Here is a 17437-nt window from a genome sequence, read left to right as displayed (position 1 = left end):
TGTCATCTCATCTTGGTTAGTTATATCAGTTACAAGCTTATCTTTAAAATCTCTTTAGACTAATTTTGCTTTGGTTTTTGCCTGACTTGTACATAAATCAACCTGCTCACGTTCTATCGGAAGCAGCACTGTAAATACTGTGCCTTCCCCTTCATTGGAAGTCACATTGATTTCACCCAGATTCATTTCCACAAAGCGCTTGCATAAACTTAAACCGAGTCCAGCACCCTTTTCTCCTGCGGTACCTTTATAGCTCATGGTAATGCGTGGCTGAAACAAATCTTTAATTTGTTCTTGGGTCATACCTAAGCCTGTGTCTTTGACATAGATTTCGACATAGGTGCCCTTATGTTGCGCCTGAATATAAACTTTGCCAGAACCATCGACATCGGTAAATTTCAAGGCATTGGAGACCAGATTCTGAATCACCGAAGTAATCATATTCATATCGGCATAGACTTTCAGGTTTTCATCGACTTCGTTAATCAGTTGAATATTCTTTTTAATCGCCAAAGTTTTCAGGATATCGGTCACAATATTGGTGATCTGACGTAACTTAAAGTTAATGGGATGATAGACAAAACGACCTCCCTCTGCCATCGCCCAATTCAGTAAGCTTTCTAATAAGTTATAAGTGGACTGCGAGGTATCGTAGAGATAATCAGCAATATTCTGAATACTTGACTCATCCAAGGTATCACGCTCTTTCGCGAGTATTTCCGAAAAGCCTAACAAGCCATGAAATGGTGCACGTAAGTCATGGGAAATAATGGAAAAGAATTTGGTTTTACTAAAATTCAGTGCGGCTTCTTGTTCGTATAATTCTTTAAGTTCATCATGGTTAAACTTCAATTCCAGCTGTTGCATGAAATTGACACTATGCTCTTGCAGCAGTTGTTTTTGTAATTCGCTAAAGCCTTGTGCAGCTTCATCAAACAAGATGATATAACCGAGTGAGGTTTGGTCTGGATGCCTGAGGTGTAAGGCAATTGCCGACTGGACTTTCTTTTTGATCGGATGTAAAAATGCCAACAGGGTTTGATATTGCGGATGGTCACAGTCGACCAGATCACCATTTACAAATAGGGTATTTAAGCTTTTGGTAATCTTGGAAGTATCAATCGCTTGTAACTTTTCAGGACAACGATGCCAAAGGTAAGGTTCCTGATGAAAAGCGAGTAATGCCGTACTGGCTTGCATCAATTTACGGTTAAACTGTAAAAATTGCTCAAGCAGGTTCTGCTCTGAGTTTAGCCCCAAAGAAAGAGAGATTTTACAAGCACTTAACTTTTCGGCTTGCTGTAGTTCTAATAATTGAATCGCCATTCCCGCCTCTCGAATATTATCGTTATACGGTTCTTTACGTTTTATAGAAAAAATGTGAAAACTATCACTTAGTATTAACAAACTTTAACAGAAAAGGCAATTGTTGATTCAATCAATTCGCAACAAAACGTGAAATTTCATTAAATTTTAACTTGGAGTAGTTCCAACTCTGCAATGCTTTAAAATCATTTGCTTAAGTCAATATGCAACTTCAAGTATTTTCGAAATCCATCATTGTGCTAATAACCCCAAAATATTTTCTTCTTTCCATAAGCCATACAAACATTTCAATCTCAGCTCTAATCCAGTCAATTATGTTCAGTCTCTTAAATATTATTTGATCAACCCAGATCCACAAATTCTTTAGCACACTTCAATCGTTGATACTTTACGACATGTGATGCACCAATAAATAAAAATAATATAGAAAAGCAAAACATTAAAATAAACTCTTTATAATAAGCACTTATATCCGAATTATATTTACTTGAAAAAACGCCCATCACTCCTACAGCTAGAGCTGTATAAAATATATATGCAGCGATAGACTTTTCTTTGACAGTTAATTCAGAATTGTCAGATTTATTTTTATCAAATATATATTGCTTCCCATCTTTGATTTCAACAGTACTGTTTTCCATACTGTAAAAGATGTTGTCTTTAGCAATGTTGTATAGCTTAATCGCTCGATGTTGATCACTTCTTGAGAGAATAAAATCCAGTACATAATCTGGGACATTTCGTAATCCTAGAAAGCGATTTCTTTCATGATTTTTCTGAAAAGCAATCAGGCTATCATCAAGATTCTCACCACTAGCAAAGAGTTCTTCATATTGATCATAGCTCTTGTTTGCAAAGAAAAAATTAAGCAAATTATTCGCTATTGAATATAAAAAAATTGAAATAAAAACAATTAAAAGAGATAAATACATTTTTAAATCAACCTCGATTTGCTTCTGATTGGTTTGTACTGTTACTCGGTATGACACTGGTAGAGCTTTCTTTAGTCTTTGTACCTGCAACTGATAGTGAAGCTGCCGCTTTGACCAGTTCACTACTTGTTTTTAGTTGTTCTTGCGCTATATCACTAATCTTTTAATAACCACTAACATCAATTTCTTTTCCAAAATATTTCAAAGCTAACTGTTCTTTGATTTCTCTTGATTTCTCTTCTCCTAATTCTGCTGCATATTGAGGGAATGCAAGTAGTTCAAGATGTGTTTGCTCGGCTTGATCCGCTAATCGGCGATAGTGAGTAGATATTTTCAAGTAGTAAGCGATCAAAATCCCGAAAAACACCACAATCATAATTTTGATAGAGATAAATTGAGAAAAATCTATTGCTTTAAAGATAAAGGCAATAATCGTTAGTACAGATAAAAATAAACTTAATGCTGTAACAGCGATAAATTTATTCTCGCTATATTTTGATCTAGCAGTATTTTTATGATAGGCATTCAAATATACATTTTCAGTTTTAATTTGCTGAATTCTTTTCCAATCAGTTTGGATTTTATGAAAATATTCTTCAAAACTTTGAACTATTCCATCTTTTTCTACTTTAATCTCACTAATTATTTTTTCTTTTTCTTTCAATGTTTCATCAATTACAAAATCTTTTTCCTCTCGATATTTTCCAATGAAATCACTAAAAATTTTATCTCTAGATCTTTTATCTTCATACTCACTATTTTTGACCGCTTTAAGCTGATCCTCATAAAAATCAAACAAATTTTTCAAAGTAGTGTCATTATTTTCAGTAATTGTTTTCAATTTCAACCGAAGTTCTTTCAGTTCTGATTCATATTTTTGTTTACTTTGCTGAAGTGTTTTATCAAAATTTTCTTTTAATTGCCCTAACTCCAATACTATTTCTTTTTTACTATCCAATAAAAAATTATTTTTTAATTCATTAAATTTATTATTGAAGTTTTCATCAAGTGTATAAATCAACCTTAAATCACGACGTACATTATAAGTATTTTTAACTTGAATTACGAAATCCCTAATCTTTTCATTAATTTCACAATCATGTAGCCTAATCTCTTGGATATTCACATCAATTGAATTCAATCCTTCATATATAATTTTAAAAATTACTTCATCGTTTAAAATTTTTTGTTTCACACCTATTTCATTTTTAAAAGCAGGTAAAAATGACAAACTGTAATTTTTAAGAGTATTAATTTCATTAATTTTTTGATCGTTAGATTCTGAGCATTTATCTAATAAATAGTTAATTTGAGCTATAATACTATCAATAACTTTGTGTATTTTTTTTAACTTTAAATCCATAATACTTATCTACTTTTAAAAATTTTCCCCCATGCATCGACTCATCATGATCCGATCCATCTGCTCACAATGAGCCAACCCATTGTATCAAAATGGACTAATTTTTCTATCCATAAATAAAATAACAACTAGAAATATAAAAAGAATGCCAAAACCAAAAACGCTTACTTTAAAAAAAGATATCGTTATATTTTAAAAATCACAGCAAAATCTGTGATCAGGCGTAGAAACCTGAAAATATTTTTCGCATGAGATGAAAAGACAATCCTAGACTTTCTTGCATAAAATATTTTCATGCAAAATAAAAATTTCAATCATTTTTTATAAAAATAATTCAACCAGCGAGTTAATCACTATTTATTACCCTATTTATAATCTTTTATTTTCCCATTAAAAAACCCCAAGCCTTTAATACCAGCTTGGGGTCTTTGAATCTTGGTCCCGAGGGTCGGACTCGAACCGACACGTCATCTCTGACAGCGGATTTTGAGTCCGCCGCGTCTACCAATTTCACCACCTCGGGAAGAGTGCGATGCTTTGTGTTGCGTATAATAACCTGTTTGATTTTATTGTCAAACACTAACTATCGCTTATTGCTCACTTTTAAATCACTCAGATATTTTTCTGCTTATAAACACACGAACTCAGCGAGAAAACGCAAAAAAGACTATACTACGCCCAATTTTTGCAATGTTTTAGATGTATGCAACTCTCCGACTTTTCGTTTGATCTCCCTGATGAACTTATTGCTCGCTATCCGTTAGACAGCCGTAGCGCATCTCGCCTGCTGCATATCGATAGCCAAGGTCAATATCATGACCATGCCTTTACCGATATTCTCGACCTACTCGAAGACGGTGATTTGCTGGTACTGAATGACACCAAAGTCATGAAAGCACGCTTAAAAGGCAAACGTGCTACAGGGGGCGCAATCGAAGTGCTGGTTGAACGCATGTTGGATACCCACACTGCTCATTGCCATATCAAATCAAGTAACTCACCAAAAGCAGGCGCAGAACTGTATATAGGTGAAGATGCTGTACCTGTCACCGTACAAGGTCGCCATGAAAATCTGTTTGTGGTGAAGTTTTCACAACCGATTTTGTCGGTACTGGATCAATATGGTCAGCTCCCGATTCCACCTTATTTCAACCGTGAAGCCGAAGAGATTGATACTGAACGTTATCAAACCGTGTTCCATGATCCTGAAAAAATTGCCAGTGTTGCTGCGCCAACAGCCAGTCTACATTTCGACCAAGGCTTATTAGAAAAATTAGAAGCAAAAGGCGTGCAAAAAACATTTGTGACCTTACATGTTGGTGCAGGGACTTTTATGCCTGTACGTACTACAGACATTACCAATCATATTATGCATAGTGAATGGTGTGATGTACCGCAAGCCACGATTGACCTGATTTTAGCAACCAAAGCACGCGGTAATAAAGTGATTGCGGTAGGCACTACGGCGACTCGTGCGCTGGAAAGTGCAGCTCAAGCCAATCAAGGCAAAATTGCAGCGTGGACAGGTGATACACAGATCTTTATTTATCCAGGTTATCAGTTCTGTATCGTGGATCGTTTGATTACCAACTTCCATTTACCAGAATCGACCTTATTGATGTTGGTTTCAGCTTTGTCGAATCGGGATAATATCTTGGCTGCTTATAAACATGCAGTGGAACAACGCTATCGCTTTTTTAGTTATGGCGATGCGATGTTGGTGGACAAGCTCGACGCTTAAAACAGATCAATAGGCTAAATTCAGGTTTAGCCTATTTTTTTCAGAATAGATTAAACAGACCACTATTTATTAAAATAAAAAAGATTGCCAGATTCAGATTATATACTTCTTAGTTTCTGAAATTTAAAGCATAATTCAGCTCATACAAAGCAATTATAATGACATAAAACCTCCATGCCGATCGATACAGTACAACAAGCTCTCCATATCCGACGTAAAAAAAATGCGCAGGTGTTCCGAAATATCGCCCGTTTGTGGGAGGCTGGACAAAAATCGCATAGCGATCAGGATTTGTTAGATGCGCTGCATCCTTGGCGTGAAGACCATAATCTGTGTTTCTTTAATGCCCTTCCCTACCTGCTGGGCATCATCAGTATCGGAACGCTGGTCTTTGGTTATTTTCTCCATCCGCATATTCAATATATCTGGAGTCTGCTCGGAGCATTTCTGACCGGTTTTCTCGCTTATCTATTGTATGAACCGCAAGAACCACTGACTCGTGTGATTCGTTATTTAGAAGAACGTATTACCGTGCTACGTTATGGTTTACAGTTCCAGCAACTGCCTGCTTATTTACCCATTCAGGCGCAACCACTGCTAGTGATAAGTAAATTAAAGCAACATTTTCCCTTATTTAATCGTGGTAGTGAATCCAACGAAATCACCCACTATGCATCAACGACGTGGAATGATGGCACGACCACGCATCAAGTGCTGCTTTTTCAATATCACTACGTCAATGAAATGCCGATTTTGCAAGATCAAAGTAACGATAAAAAAATCGTCAAAGAAATTCACAAGGATTTGTGGGGCGCCTTTATTTTTCAAATGCCCAACTTGGGGATTGCTGTCAGTAATCAGCGTTCCCGTTTTTTTGAACCCTATACCAGTTCATGGCAAAGCAGCGATATTTTGATTAATCAGGAATTGAATATTTTTGGACTAAATCAACATCAGTTAGCCAAGGAAATCAGCCCGAGTTTAACCTTAAAATTACATGATTTTTTTCAACATTTTACAGGTGATTTAATTTATCATCATCAAGAGCAAATCCTGTGTTACGTGGGCGAACAAAATCTTTTCCAAACCGCCAGTAAACGCAGTGAAATTCATGATATTCCAGCATTACGCGGACACTTGCGCACCATGACCATGCCGCAATATCAGAGATTTCAACAATTGATGCTAAATGTAATTCAATAATTCTCCCAAGCTCTCTTTTAATAAAGCGAGAATTTAAGGGAAATAACAATAAGGGGAATGTGATGACAGGTTTACTGATCTTTTTGGGGATTTTTGTAGTACTGATCGTATGGGGCGTTTCTATTCGCAACAACATCGTACGATATTTTAATGCCACCAAACGTGCGTGGTCAGAAGTGGCTAACTTCGAGCGTCAGAAAGTAAAAACATTGGAAGCTCTCGAAGCGACGCTGGATCAATATACCCAGTTTGAAAAATCAACTTTGGAAAAAGTCACTGAGTTACGTCAACAGATTCTGAATCTTAATGTCAATGATACGGATATTTCACAATTACAACAGATTGAGAAAATGAGCAAAGAGCTGATCCGCAGCTTAAATGTGGTGGTTGAGAATTATCCTGAACTGAAAGCGGATGCGTTGTATAGCAAAATGATGGATGACATTCAGGAACAAAATGAAAATGTCGGTGCGGCAATCACGATATTTAACCGTAACGTGGAATTGTTTAATAACCAGATCGAAGTGTTTCCAAACAACTTGATCAATACCCTGACTTTATCCAAGAAGACGATTCGTCCGTTTAAGGATAATCTGGCGACTGAAAATTTTGACTATAAGCCGAATTTTTAGTGCGGTAGTTAAACATATTAGCGTCTTATAGTTATCTCACTCATTTCAGTAAAAACCTTCGGTTGGAGTTACTTTTGTTTTGGCAAAAGTAACCAAAACCATTTGTTAGACTGACGGTACATCCCTGCTACCGCAGTCTAACGCGGCGGCATCCATGCCGCCATCTCGATAGCAAATTTCCTCACAAATGTCGCATTACAAAATGCAAAAACCTTATTCACGTAAATCAGTATTTGCTCATCAACATTCGAGCAAATATCACCAAAAACTTATCAAACTAAATCTATTTTATCTCTCGCTACATTTAGTAGTAGAACTGGACGCCATAATCAAGGAAAATAGCCGCTTTTGATCAGCGAACTGTTTTTTCGCCTTGATGGATAGTGTCATGAAATTTGAAAAATTAGGCCAGTCGGGGCGCGCCCGTCGTGGTCGACTCACTTTAGAGCATGGTGTGGTCGAAACACCTGTATTTATGCCGGTCGGTACTTACGGTACTGTGAAAGGCATGTTGCCACGCGATATTGAAGACATTCAGGCACAAATTATTCTGGGTAATACCTTCCATCTTTACTTACGCCCTGGCTTGGAAGTCATTAAAGAGCACGGCGGTCTGCATGAGTTTATCAAATGGGATAAGCCGATTTTGACCGACTCTGGCGGTTTCCAAGTCTTTAGCTTGGGCGCAATGCGTAAGATCAAAGAAGAAGGCGTTACCTTCCGTTCGCCAATCGATGGTTCAAAAGTATTCCTGTCTCCAGAGATTTCAATGGAGATTCAACAGGTACTCAATTCAGACATCGTAATGATTTTTGATGAGTGTACCCCTTACCCTGCGACACATGAAGAAGCGCAAAAATCATTGCAGCTTTCTTTACGCTGGGCAAAACGTTGTAAAACCCACCACCATGATGAGCTCAAGAATAAAAATGCTTTATTCGGCATCATTCAAGGTGGCATGTACGAAGACCTACGTGATGAGTCACTGAAAGGCTTGTTAGAAGTTGGTTTTGATGGTTATGCGATTGGTGGCTTGTCGGTAGGTGAACCGAAAGAAGAAATGATCAAGGTACTTGATTATTTACCAAACAAAATGCCACAAGACAAACCACGTTACTTGATGGGTGTAGGTAAACCAGAAGATATCGTGGAAGCGGTGCGCCGTGGTGTCGATATGTTTGATTGCGTGATGCCAACCCGTAACGCACGTAATGGCCATTATTTTGTGACCGATGGTCTGGTTAGAATCCGTAACAGCAAATATCGTCATGATAAAGGGCCATTAGACCCACATTGCGATTGCTACACTTGTAAAAACTTTACGCGTGCCTATTTATATCATTTAGAGAAGTGCGGTGAAATGCTGGCATCAATGCTCGGCACAATCCATAACTTGCGTTACTACCAACGCCTTACGCAAGGCATACGTGATGCACTGGATAACGGCACATTTGATGAATACGTTCAGGACTTTTATGCACGTCGTGGATTAGACGTTCCACCTTGCCCTGAAGATTAATTCATCAAGATTTGCGCCTGATCGCAAGACAAGGTACATTGCAAAACGAATTGGAATTTATTGTTAATTTTTTGGCTTTTTAATTTTAGGAAAACGAAATGAGTCTTTTCATCTCTACTGCTCACGCTGCCCCTGCTGCGACACAAGGTCCAAGCTTGATGGCTAACTTGTTGATGATCGCGGTATTTATCGCAATTTTCTACTTCTTGATCTGGAGACCACAAGCGAAACGTGCCAAAGAACATCGTTCTTTAATCGAAAGCTTGGGTGTAGGCAGCGAAATCGTGTTTGCTGGTGGTTTAATGGGGAAAATTATCAAACTCGAAGGTGACTTTGCAGTTGTTGAACTCACTCGTGGTGTTGAAGTAAAAATCCAGCGTGCGAGTGTCATTTCAGTATTACCTGAAGGCACATTAAATAACCTTTAATCATAAAATAGTCGTGCCTCAGCACGACTTTTTCATTTAAGAAGAAAGCGAATGCGTTACCCTGCATGGAAATATTTACTGATCCTGGTTGTCCTTGTGATCAGTACGTTATATGCACTTCCAAGTCTGTATCCAGATGAACCTGCTGTCCAGATTTCTGGGGCCAAAGCAGGCACCAAGATTGATCAGACCATCGTGCAAAAAGCTGAGCAGATTTTAAAAACTGCCGATATTAGCAGTCACGACAATAGCTTCACCAACAACGCGGCATTATTACGTTTAAGCTCTTCTGAAGCGCAGTTAAAAGCGAAAGAAGTCCTTCGTCGTGATCTCGGTGATGACTATGTAGTTGCACTCAACCTTGCGCCGACCACACCTGAGTGGTTGCAGAAGATTGGTGCGAAACCGATGAAACTCGGTTTGGACTTACGTGGCGGTGTACACTTCTTGCTCGAAGTCGACATGGATAAAGCAATTAGTCAGCGTATGGAAACATCTGCGACTGATTTGCGTCGTCAATTCCGTGATAACAAAATCAAATTTAACAACTTGGCGTTAAACAACAACACCATTACTGTCCAGTTTGCAAACAATGCAGACCGTGATGCAGCGACTGATTTCTTGCGTCGCAATGGGAATGAGTTTACACAACAGGCTGTTGCGACTTCATCTGGTGCAACCTTAAGACTGAATTATACCGATACACGTCGTCAGGAAATTCAATCTTATGCAGTGAACCAAAACTTAACCACCTTACGTAACCGTATTAACGAACTCGGTGTGGCAGAAGCTTTGGTACAAACACAAGGTAGCAACCGTATTGTGGTTGAATTACCCGGTGTCCAAGATACAGCAGAAGCAAAACGTGTCTTGGGTCGTACAGCAAACTTAGAGTTCCGTCTGGTTGCGGATAGTAATGATCAATATATCGATCCATATACGGGTAAATATAACGGTCAGCCACTTCCTCCAGGCACTGAAGTGTTCGCTTACCAATCACTTGATAGCGGTCGTCAATTACTGTTGCAACGTAACCGTATCTTGACGGGTGAACGTGTTCAGAATGCAAGCTCTGGCTTTAGTCAGGACTCAGGCGGCGCCGAAGTAAACATCACGTTAGACACTGCGGGCGGTAAGCTCATGTCAGATGCGACACGTGGTGCTGTCGGCAAACGTATGGCGGTACTGTTTATTGAAAATAAACAAAAAATCTCTTACGTTGCAGACCCGAATACTGGCGTTCAAACCGAAGTTCGTACCCCATATACTGAATCTGTCGTGATCAATGCTGCAACCATTCAGGCGGTGCTTGGTTCACAATTCCGTATTACAGGTCTAGATTCACCACAAGAAGCGGCTGAGCTTGCTTTAATGCTTCGTGCAGGTGCACTTGCTGCGCCGATGTACTTCGTAGAAGAACGTGTGGTTGGTCCAAGCTTAGGTCAGGAAAACATTGACAAAGGTGTGTTATCGACTCAGATCGGCTTCTTACTGGTTGCGATCTGGATGGTTGTATTCTTCCGTTTATTCGGTTTAATCGCAAACTTTGCCTTGGTCTTTAACCTTGCCATGATCTTAACCGTGATGTCTTGGATTGGGGCTTCCCTCACCCTGCCAGGTATTGCGGGTATCGTCATTACCATCGGTATGGCGGTCGATGCCAACGTCCTGATCTGTGAACGAATACGGGAAGAAATGCTCTGGGGCGCCTCGCCAAAACAGGCGATTGTGGCGGGTTATGATCGAGCCTATAACACCATTCTTGACTCGAACTTAACCACATTCCTGGTTGCGTTTATCTTATTCGCTATTGGTACAGGCCCGATTAAAGGCTTCGCTGTGACCTTGATGATTGGTATTGTGTGTTCGATGTTTACTGCAATTACCGTAACTCGTGCCATCGTACAGCTCATTTATGGCAAACGCCGTAATTTGAAAAAGTTGAGTATTTAAGGAGATTCACATGACTGATCTGACTCAACAAGACTCAAAACAATACGGTCGCCCGGATAACCTGAAAATTATCCCGTTCATGAAGATTGCCAAACCTGCGGCTATCTTCTCGATCCTGCTGACGATTGCGAGTATCTTCTTTATCGCGACCAAAGGTCTAAACCTCGGTTTGGACTTCACTGGCGGTATTTCTGCTGAATTGAACTACAAGCAAGGGGTTCAGCCATCGCAAGTGGTGCAGGCACTTGATCGTGCTGGCTTTAAAGATGCAGTGGTACAAACTCTAGGAAGTAATACGGATCTGATCGTCCGTATGCCTGTACAAGAAGATCTGGACGTCGAAGATCTGAGCAATAGCATCACCAAAGCGGTGCAATTGCCAAATAACACCGTAGAAGTTCATAAAGTGGACTCTGTCGGTGGTGCAGTAGGTAATGAACTTTATGTTCGTTCTGCGGGTGCAGTGGCGCTTGCATTGATCTTGATGCTGATCTACGTGACCATCCGCTTCGAGTTTAAACTCGCAATGGGTGCGGTCATGTCGTTATTCCACGACATCATCATTATCATCGGTGCATTCGCATTGTTCCAATGGCCTTTCGACTTAACCGTATTAGCTGCGGTACTTGCGGTGATTGGTTTCTCGCTCAACGATAACATCGTTGTATCGGATCGTATCCGTGAGAACTTCCGTAAGATTCGCGGTGCCACACCTCGTGAAATCGTTGATATTGCACTGACAGAAACCTTACGTCGTACCATCCACACCTCGATGACCTTATTACTCGTGGTACTTGCCATGATGTTCTTGGGTGGTGATGGCTTACACTGGTTCTCTGTTGCCATGTTTGTCGGTGTATTCGTGGGGACTTACTCATCGATTTATATCGGTACAGCATTCGCTTTATGGCGTGGTCTGAATCGTCAGGACTTTATTGTTCAAGTTAAACCTGAATTTGAAGAAGAAGAGATTCCTTAAATCCCTCTCCTCTTGGATTCAAATAAAATGCCAGCAATTGCTGGCATTTTTTATCGCGTTAAAATCTGATATACCTATCGGCCTTAATGCTGAACAATCTGAATTTTTGGAAACTGAAAACCTCGGCAAGACTGCTCTGCCCGCCATGCGATAGTCACCACGATTTTCTGGTTCAGGATAAAGTTCTGATACGCAAAAGTTCCAATCAATGGATGTGAACACATGCCGCCCTGATTTGAGGGATGAACCTGCGTATTCAAGCTATTCAGATCCAGACGAATCCCTAAACCAGAGGCTTTTAAAATCGCTTCTTTGGTGGTCCAAACTCTAAACCAATATTCCAGATCCTGATCTTGCTGTTGCCAAATATGGTATTCCTCGGGATGAAATGCATGCTGCGCCAAAGCATCGTAACGGACTTTTCGATCTAGCTCCTCAACATCAATACCGATATCTTGAACACGCTCACTCATTGCCAACGCATAATATTGCTGACTATGCGAATGATTAAAATGTAAGGAATGAGAGCTTAAAAAAGGTTTGCCATGCTCATGTTTGGCAAAAATCAATTTATCTATGCAGCAATCCAGTTGATGGGAAAGCAACTGATTACGTCGGGCCTGAATCTGCTGTTTTTTATAATGATTAAAGCTTCTTAAATCAGCAAAATCTGTTTTATTCTTTTCAAGCAGTTGAGCCAATGCCTGAACATGGATTTCAATTTCACGTGTCGTCATTGGCTTAACCTGATCTTATCTATGCTTAAAATTTAACAAGATCGCCTTTGAGCGCAACACTCGCTACCGCCATGCCTTTATAGCATTGATAGGTGGTTGAGCTTTGTGCTTCATTCTTTTTAAAATAGCTCACAATATTCGTCACAGCATTGGCGCCACGTGCTTTCGCAGCTTTGTCTAACTGTATCAATGCAGAACGAAGCACCCAGTCACATGACTTTTCAGCAGACTTACCAAAGCCATTGGTCTTCTGATTGGTCACGATATCTTGTTCTAACACCTTGCCACCTGCTTTATTTCCTTTCAGATAGAACTTTACGCTCCCATCTAAAGTACCATCAGCAACCGCACGATCTACAGCAGCTTTAAAATCAAAATTATGTACAGTATCGGCAGCTTGAACAGATGCAGCAAAACCTGTGCTTAAAATTGTTGCTAGAAATAATTGTTTCATTGACATTATTATGCCCCTCGTTATGTTACACGTTTAAAAATCAGTGACGTATTAATACCGCCAAAAGCAAAGTTATTGCTCATCATTATATTGATATCACTCGTTCTTACCTGTTGAGTAATATAATCCAGATCACCACATTGTGGATCGATTTCATCCAGATTCAGGGTGGGAATCAATTGTCCGCGCTGCATCATTTCAATTCCTAACCATGCCTCGATTGCACCGCAAGCACCTAAAGTATGTCCAAAATAGCTTTTTAAGGAACTAATCGGTTTACGTCCTAATATTCGTGCAGTGGCCTGACTTTCTGCAATATCGCCCTGATCGGTAGAAGTTCCATGTGCATTGACATAATCAATCTGGCTGGCATTCAGCTTGGCATCTTTAAGCGCCATTTGCATGCATTGTCCCATTCTTTCAGTATCAGGTCTGGTGACATGTTGTCCATCGGTATTGCTTGCATAGCCAATAATTTCAGCATAGATCGTGGCGCCACGCTGCTTGGCATGTTCATATTCTTCAAGAATCAGGCTACCCGCACCTTCACCAATCACTAAGCCATCACGTTGTGTATCAAATGGACGGGGTGATTTTTCAGGATGATCATTCATTCCACTGGTGGCCAATAGCACATCAAAAACTGCTGCTCCTGCGGCACTCAGTTCCTCTGCGCCGCCTGCAATCATGACAGTCTGTTTGCCATATTTAATCGCTTCATAAGCCTGACCAATGGCCATTGAACCTGAGGTACATGCGCTTGAAGTCGGTAAAGTTAATCCTTTTAAACCGAAGTAGACCGTCATATTCACGGCGCTGGTATGGGACATCATCCGGATATAAGTGGTGGCATTGATCTTACTCATATCCTGATCAATCAACATATTACCAAACTCGCGAACGGCATCGACGCTACCTGCCGAAGAACCGAAAGCCACCCCAGCATCACCACTTTTCAGGATCTCGTGATCAATAAGCCCTGCATCCTGTAACGCATTTTCCGCACTGATCACGGACATAAGTGCAACCCGCCCCATACCACGCGTGACCTTGCGGTTAAAATGCTTGGCAACCTGAAAGCTACTAACAGGTCCCGCCAACTTGGTTCTTAAATCTGGATATTGCTCCCACTCAGGCATATAGCAAATGCCACTTTTACCCGCATGGAATTGCGCAAAAATTTCATCCGCAGTTTCACCTAATGAGGTAATACCTGCCATGCCTGTAACCACAACACGCTTCATCAGATCAGTCCTCCATTGACCGAAATCACCTGACGGGTAATATACGATGCCTCATCTGAACATAAGAATTTCACCACACCAGCAACTTCATCGACCTGTCCCATGCGTTGCATTGGAATCATTTTTAAGGCGTGTTCCTTAACTTCTTCAGTGACCATTTCGGTTTCAATCAGGCCTGGTGCAACACAATTCACCGTAATTTTGCGCTTGGCTAATTCCAGAGCCAATGCTTTAGTCGCGCCGATCAGCCCTGCTTTTGCTGCACTATAATTCACTTGTCCACGATTGCCCATAATCCCAGATACCGAAGAAAGTGTGACAATACGCCCACCTTTACGCAAATGGATCATCGGCATAATCAAAGGCTTAAGCACATTATAAAACCCATCTAACGAGGTCGAAATGACTTCATCCCAGTCCTGATCGGTTAAAGCTGGAAATGCACCGTCATGAGTAAGACCCGCATTCAGCACCACACCATAGAAAGCCCCATGCTGCTCAACATCTTGTTCTAATAGGCTTTTAACCAGTTCACGTTGATTCACATCAAATAATAAATAATGGCTGTTTTGCCCAAGACTTTGAATCTGTTCGACCACTTGCACGGCTTCTGCTTCACGCGAACGCGCATGAATGGTGACATCAAAACCCGCTCGAGCCAGTTGCAATGCAATTGCTTTACCAATGCCACGACTTGAGCCTGTCACTAATATTCTTCTATTCATTGTTGTTCCTAAAACGATAAAGTCTGTGTCGATGGATCTGTCGGCTCATAAACACTTAACATGGCACTAATCACCTGCGCATTGCAGTGAATTTCACAAGAAAACTGCCCTAAGCCTTCATGCAGATATTGCTGTTCAACCCGAATTTTTAGTGTCTGCCCAAGTGAAAAATAGGCAAAAGGTAATTGAAGTTTTCGTGTTCCCAATAGGAAGCCGACCTTGGGCGCTTGCTGTAATTGCTGTCCCATCCAGCCAGAATAAGCACTAATGGTCTGTGCCATAATTTCAATGCTTGTCCATGTTGGCAAACCTGCTGCTTCACAGAACATTAACTCAGGTCGAATGGTCAGTTCAGCAATCGCATAACCTTCATTGACCTCAACCAGATGATCAATAAAGACCATGGGCTGTTCGTGCGGAATATATTGAATTGCATCCAGTTTCATTTATGTTCCCACACCAAATAATAAGCTGATATTACTGCCCCCAAAAGCAAAAGAGTTACTCAACACATACTTAATATTCCCAGTCTGCTGAGAATCAGTAACATAGTGCTGATCCGCCAGATCAGGATCAATTTCTGTGTGTTGATGTAAGGGCAACCAGTTCTGATCTTTTAATAACTGGGTACAAATAAAAGCTTCTATGGCCCCCGCAGCACCCAAACAATGTCCTGTCTTATGCTTGGTACTGCTTAATGCCACATGCTGAGCATAGAAGATTTGCCGAACTGCCTTGATTTCCATTGCATCATTTTGCGGTGTGGCAGTCCCATGCAAATTGATATATCCCACCTGTTCAGATGTAACCGCGGCACTTTCTAAAGCGCGCTGCATCGCTGTCGCAGCCCCTAAACCTTCAGGATGAGGTGCAGAAATATGCCATGCATCCATCGACTCACCCACACCATAGAGCATGATAGGTGCAGATGCCTTGGTTAGTAAAAATAATGCAGCAGCTTCACCAATATTAATTCCATCACGATTGACACCGCAGGGTTGGCAAATATCAGTAGATAAGCTTTCCAGACTATTAAACCCGTTTAAAGTCAATTGACATAAGCTATCGACACCGCCCACCAGTACCGCATCTGCCAATCCAGCCTGAATTAAACGCTGTCCCGCAGCAAATGCTTTGGCACTCGATGAGCAAGCCGTCGAAATGGTATAAGCAGCGCCCTGCCAATCTAAATAATGTTGCAGTGCTTTTGCCAGACAGCCCATTTCCTGTGGCTGATGTGAAATTTCAAGCGTTTCATCGCCATTAAAATACTGCTTGAGTAATTTCTCACTGTCAGAAATGCCTGAGGTTGAAGTTCCCATCACAATACTGAGACGTTTTGGATCAATCCCTGCAATCTGCTGTTGGAGCTCAACCTCAATTTTTTGCAGCGCCGTCAAGGCAAAACGTAGATTCCGCGAATCAAATATCTTTAAAGGTTCTGGCACGGTTTCAATTAATGCATCTGCATAACGCCCTACCCAAACTGGGCGATCAGCTAAAAATCCTGTTTCCAGTGTCAGGGTATTGTCAGGCGTCGTTAAACGTTCGCGAATGTACTGAATATCCTGACCTAATGCGGATAGTCCGACACTGAGGGGAATACCAACCGCTTGCAACGGTGCTTGCTGAGATAAAGAATGACTCATGGCTGCATCCCTTGCTCAGGTTGATCACTATTTAAAGTATTTTCAATCGGACTTAAAGTCATGCGATAAGGGACTTGCACATTATCCAACTCAATTGAACTGCCATTTTTCTGGATCTGCAAAATGACTTTCTGCTGAATCAACACCTGTTGTTGATGCTCGCCATTGTTAACAGTGACGCCTTGCTGTCCCAAAGTTGCAAATTCAGGATAAGTTGCAAATAAAATATCCCGAACCACAAACTCAAAAGGAAGTAAGCGCATCTGGTCAATGCGTTGCTGCACCTTGACCTGCTGTCCATCAAACTGCAACTGAAACAAGGCTTGTCCTGTCAGTCCAAGACCCACCAGACTAAGCTGTTGTCCCTGCTGCTGCTGATATAGCAAAAAACTAAAGCTCTTGTCTTTCCACTGCACTTCAACTTGATCTTGTCGTTGATATTGCTGCGCAGGCCAATGGCTGCTTTGCAGCCCTTGCGCATGCGGTGTCAGCTGACAGCCCGTAAATACTAATACACTACAGCACAATAGGCTGGCCCAAATCCGTTGCATA

17 protein-coding genes and 1 tRNA gene are annotated in these 17437 nt (G+C 40.9%); 7 read left to right on the top strand and 11 right to left on the bottom strand.

The genetic code is table 11. The annotated features are described in order from the left end of the window. Positions 1–54: 54 nt before the first annotated feature. From IEV36_RS04075 to IEV36_RS04060, 4 genes are all read right to left on the bottom strand, one after another. Positions 55–1326: a sensor histidine kinase gene (locus IEV36_RS04075; protein WP_005259584.1), complete on the bottom strand. Its 1272-nt coding sequence runs from the start codon at positions 1324–1326 to the stop codon at positions 55–57. Positions 1327–1667: 341 nt separating this feature from the next. Continuing rightward, positions 1668–2258 (bottom strand): hypothetical protein, encoded by a 591-nt coding sequence (locus IEV36_RS04070; protein ID WP_005259587.1) that lies wholly within the window; start codon positions 2256–2258, stop codon positions 1668–1670. Positions 2259–2421: 163 nt separating this feature from the next. Continuing rightward, a complete protein-coding gene (locus IEV36_RS04065) occupies positions 2422–3621 on the bottom strand; it encodes a hypothetical protein (RefSeq protein WP_005259588.1) in 1200 nt (399 codons plus the stop codon). 436 nt (positions 3622–4057) lie between these two features. Beyond that, positions 4058–4144, bottom strand: a tRNA-Leu gene (locus IEV36_RS04060). Between the two features lie 180 nt (positions 4145–4324). Here IEV36_RS04060 and queA point away from each other — a divergent pair. The 7 genes from queA (at position 4325) to secF (ending at position 12076) form a co-directional block, all read left to right on the top strand. Continuing rightward, a complete protein-coding gene (gene queA, locus IEV36_RS04055; RefSeq protein ID WP_005259590.1) occupies positions 4325–5362 on the top strand; it encodes a tRNA preQ1(34) S-adenosylmethionine ribosyltransferase-isomerase QueA in 1038 nt (345 codons plus the stop codon). Positions 5363–5536: 174 nt separating this feature from the next. Then, positions 5537–6565, top strand: coding sequence for a hypothetical protein (locus IEV36_RS04050; RefSeq protein ID WP_005259592.1), 1029 nt, complete (start codon positions 5537–5539; stop codon positions 6563–6565). A gap of 62 nt (positions 6566–6627) precedes the next feature. Then, positions 6628–7197 carry a LemA family protein gene (locus tag IEV36_RS04045; RefSeq protein WP_004775583.1) on the top strand — a complete coding sequence of 190 codons (570 nt, stop codon included), beginning with the start codon at positions 6628–6630 and terminating at the stop codon, positions 7195–7197. A 388-nt stretch (positions 7198–7585) separates the two neighbouring features. After that, entirely contained in the window at positions 7586–8716 is a 1131-nt protein-coding gene (gene tgt, locus IEV36_RS04040; RefSeq protein WP_005259594.1) for a tRNA guanosine(34) transglycosylase Tgt, read from the top strand. Between the two features lie 98 nt (positions 8717–8814). Continuing rightward, positions 8815–9144: a preprotein translocase subunit YajC gene (yajC, locus tag IEV36_RS04035; RefSeq protein WP_004775585.1), complete on the top strand. Its 330-nt coding sequence runs from the start codon at positions 8815–8817 to the stop codon at positions 9142–9144. 51 nt (positions 9145–9195) lie between these two features. Next, entirely contained in the window at positions 9196–11097 is a 1902-nt protein-coding gene (gene secD / locus IEV36_RS04030; protein ID WP_005259597.1) for a protein translocase subunit SecD, read from the top strand. 10 nt (positions 11098–11107) lie between these two features. Then, positions 11108–12076, top strand: a complete 969-nt coding sequence (secF, locus tag IEV36_RS04025) for a protein translocase subunit SecF (protein WP_005259599.1) — start codon at positions 11108–11110, stop codon at positions 12074–12076. Positions 12077–12159: 83 nt separating this feature from the next. Here the strand turns inward: secF and IEV36_RS04020 are convergent, their stop codons facing one another. Genes IEV36_RS04020 through IEV36_RS03990 form a run of 7 tightly spaced genes read right to left on the bottom strand, consistent with a single transcriptional unit; the run spans position 12160 to position 17436 of the window. Further along, positions 12160–12813: a 4'-phosphopantetheinyl transferase family protein gene (locus IEV36_RS04020; RefSeq protein ID WP_005259601.1), complete on the bottom strand. Its 654-nt coding sequence runs from the start codon at positions 12811–12813 to the stop codon at positions 12160–12162. 25 nt (positions 12814–12838) lie between these two features. Then, on the bottom strand, positions 12839–13273 hold the full coding sequence (locus IEV36_RS04015) for a hypothetical protein (protein WP_004775590.1): 435 nt from the start codon (positions 13271–13273) through the stop codon (positions 12839–12841). A gap of 14 nt (positions 13274–13287) precedes the next feature. Then, entirely contained in the window at positions 13288–14511 is a 1224-nt protein-coding gene (locus IEV36_RS04010) for a beta-ketoacyl-ACP synthase (RefSeq protein WP_005259603.1), read from the bottom strand. After that, positions 14511–15236: a 3-ketoacyl-ACP reductase FabG2 gene (locus IEV36_RS04005; protein ID WP_005259612.1), complete on the bottom strand. Its 726-nt coding sequence runs from the start codon at positions 15234–15236 to the stop codon at positions 14511–14513. Before IEV36_RS04005 ends, IEV36_RS04010 begins: the two co-directional genes overlap by 1 nt. 8 nt (positions 15237–15244) lie before the next feature. Continuing rightward, positions 15245–15682 carry a hotdog family protein gene (locus IEV36_RS04000; RefSeq protein WP_005259613.1) on the bottom strand — a complete coding sequence of 146 codons (438 nt, stop codon included), beginning with the start codon at positions 15680–15682 and terminating at the stop codon, positions 15245–15247. Continuing rightward, positions 15683–16885 (bottom strand): beta-ketoacyl-[acyl-carrier-protein] synthase family protein, encoded by a 1203-nt coding sequence (locus IEV36_RS03995; RefSeq protein WP_005259614.1) that lies wholly within the window; start codon positions 16883–16885, stop codon positions 15683–15685. Continuing rightward, entirely contained in the window at positions 16882–17436 is a 555-nt protein-coding gene (locus IEV36_RS03990) for a DUF3261 domain-containing protein (protein ID WP_005259629.1), read from the bottom strand. The genes IEV36_RS03995 and IEV36_RS03990 overlap by 4 nt, the downstream gene beginning before the upstream one ends. Position 17437: the final 1 nt, after the last annotated feature.

It is taken from the genome of Acinetobacter vivianii (genome assembly GCF_014635885.1).
GTDB classification, from domain to species: domain Bacteria; phylum Pseudomonadota; class Gammaproteobacteria; order Pseudomonadales; family Moraxellaceae; genus Acinetobacter; species Acinetobacter vivianii.
The sequence above is the reverse complement of the archived record's forward strand: the minus strand, read 5'-3'. Positions and strand labels throughout refer to the sequence as shown.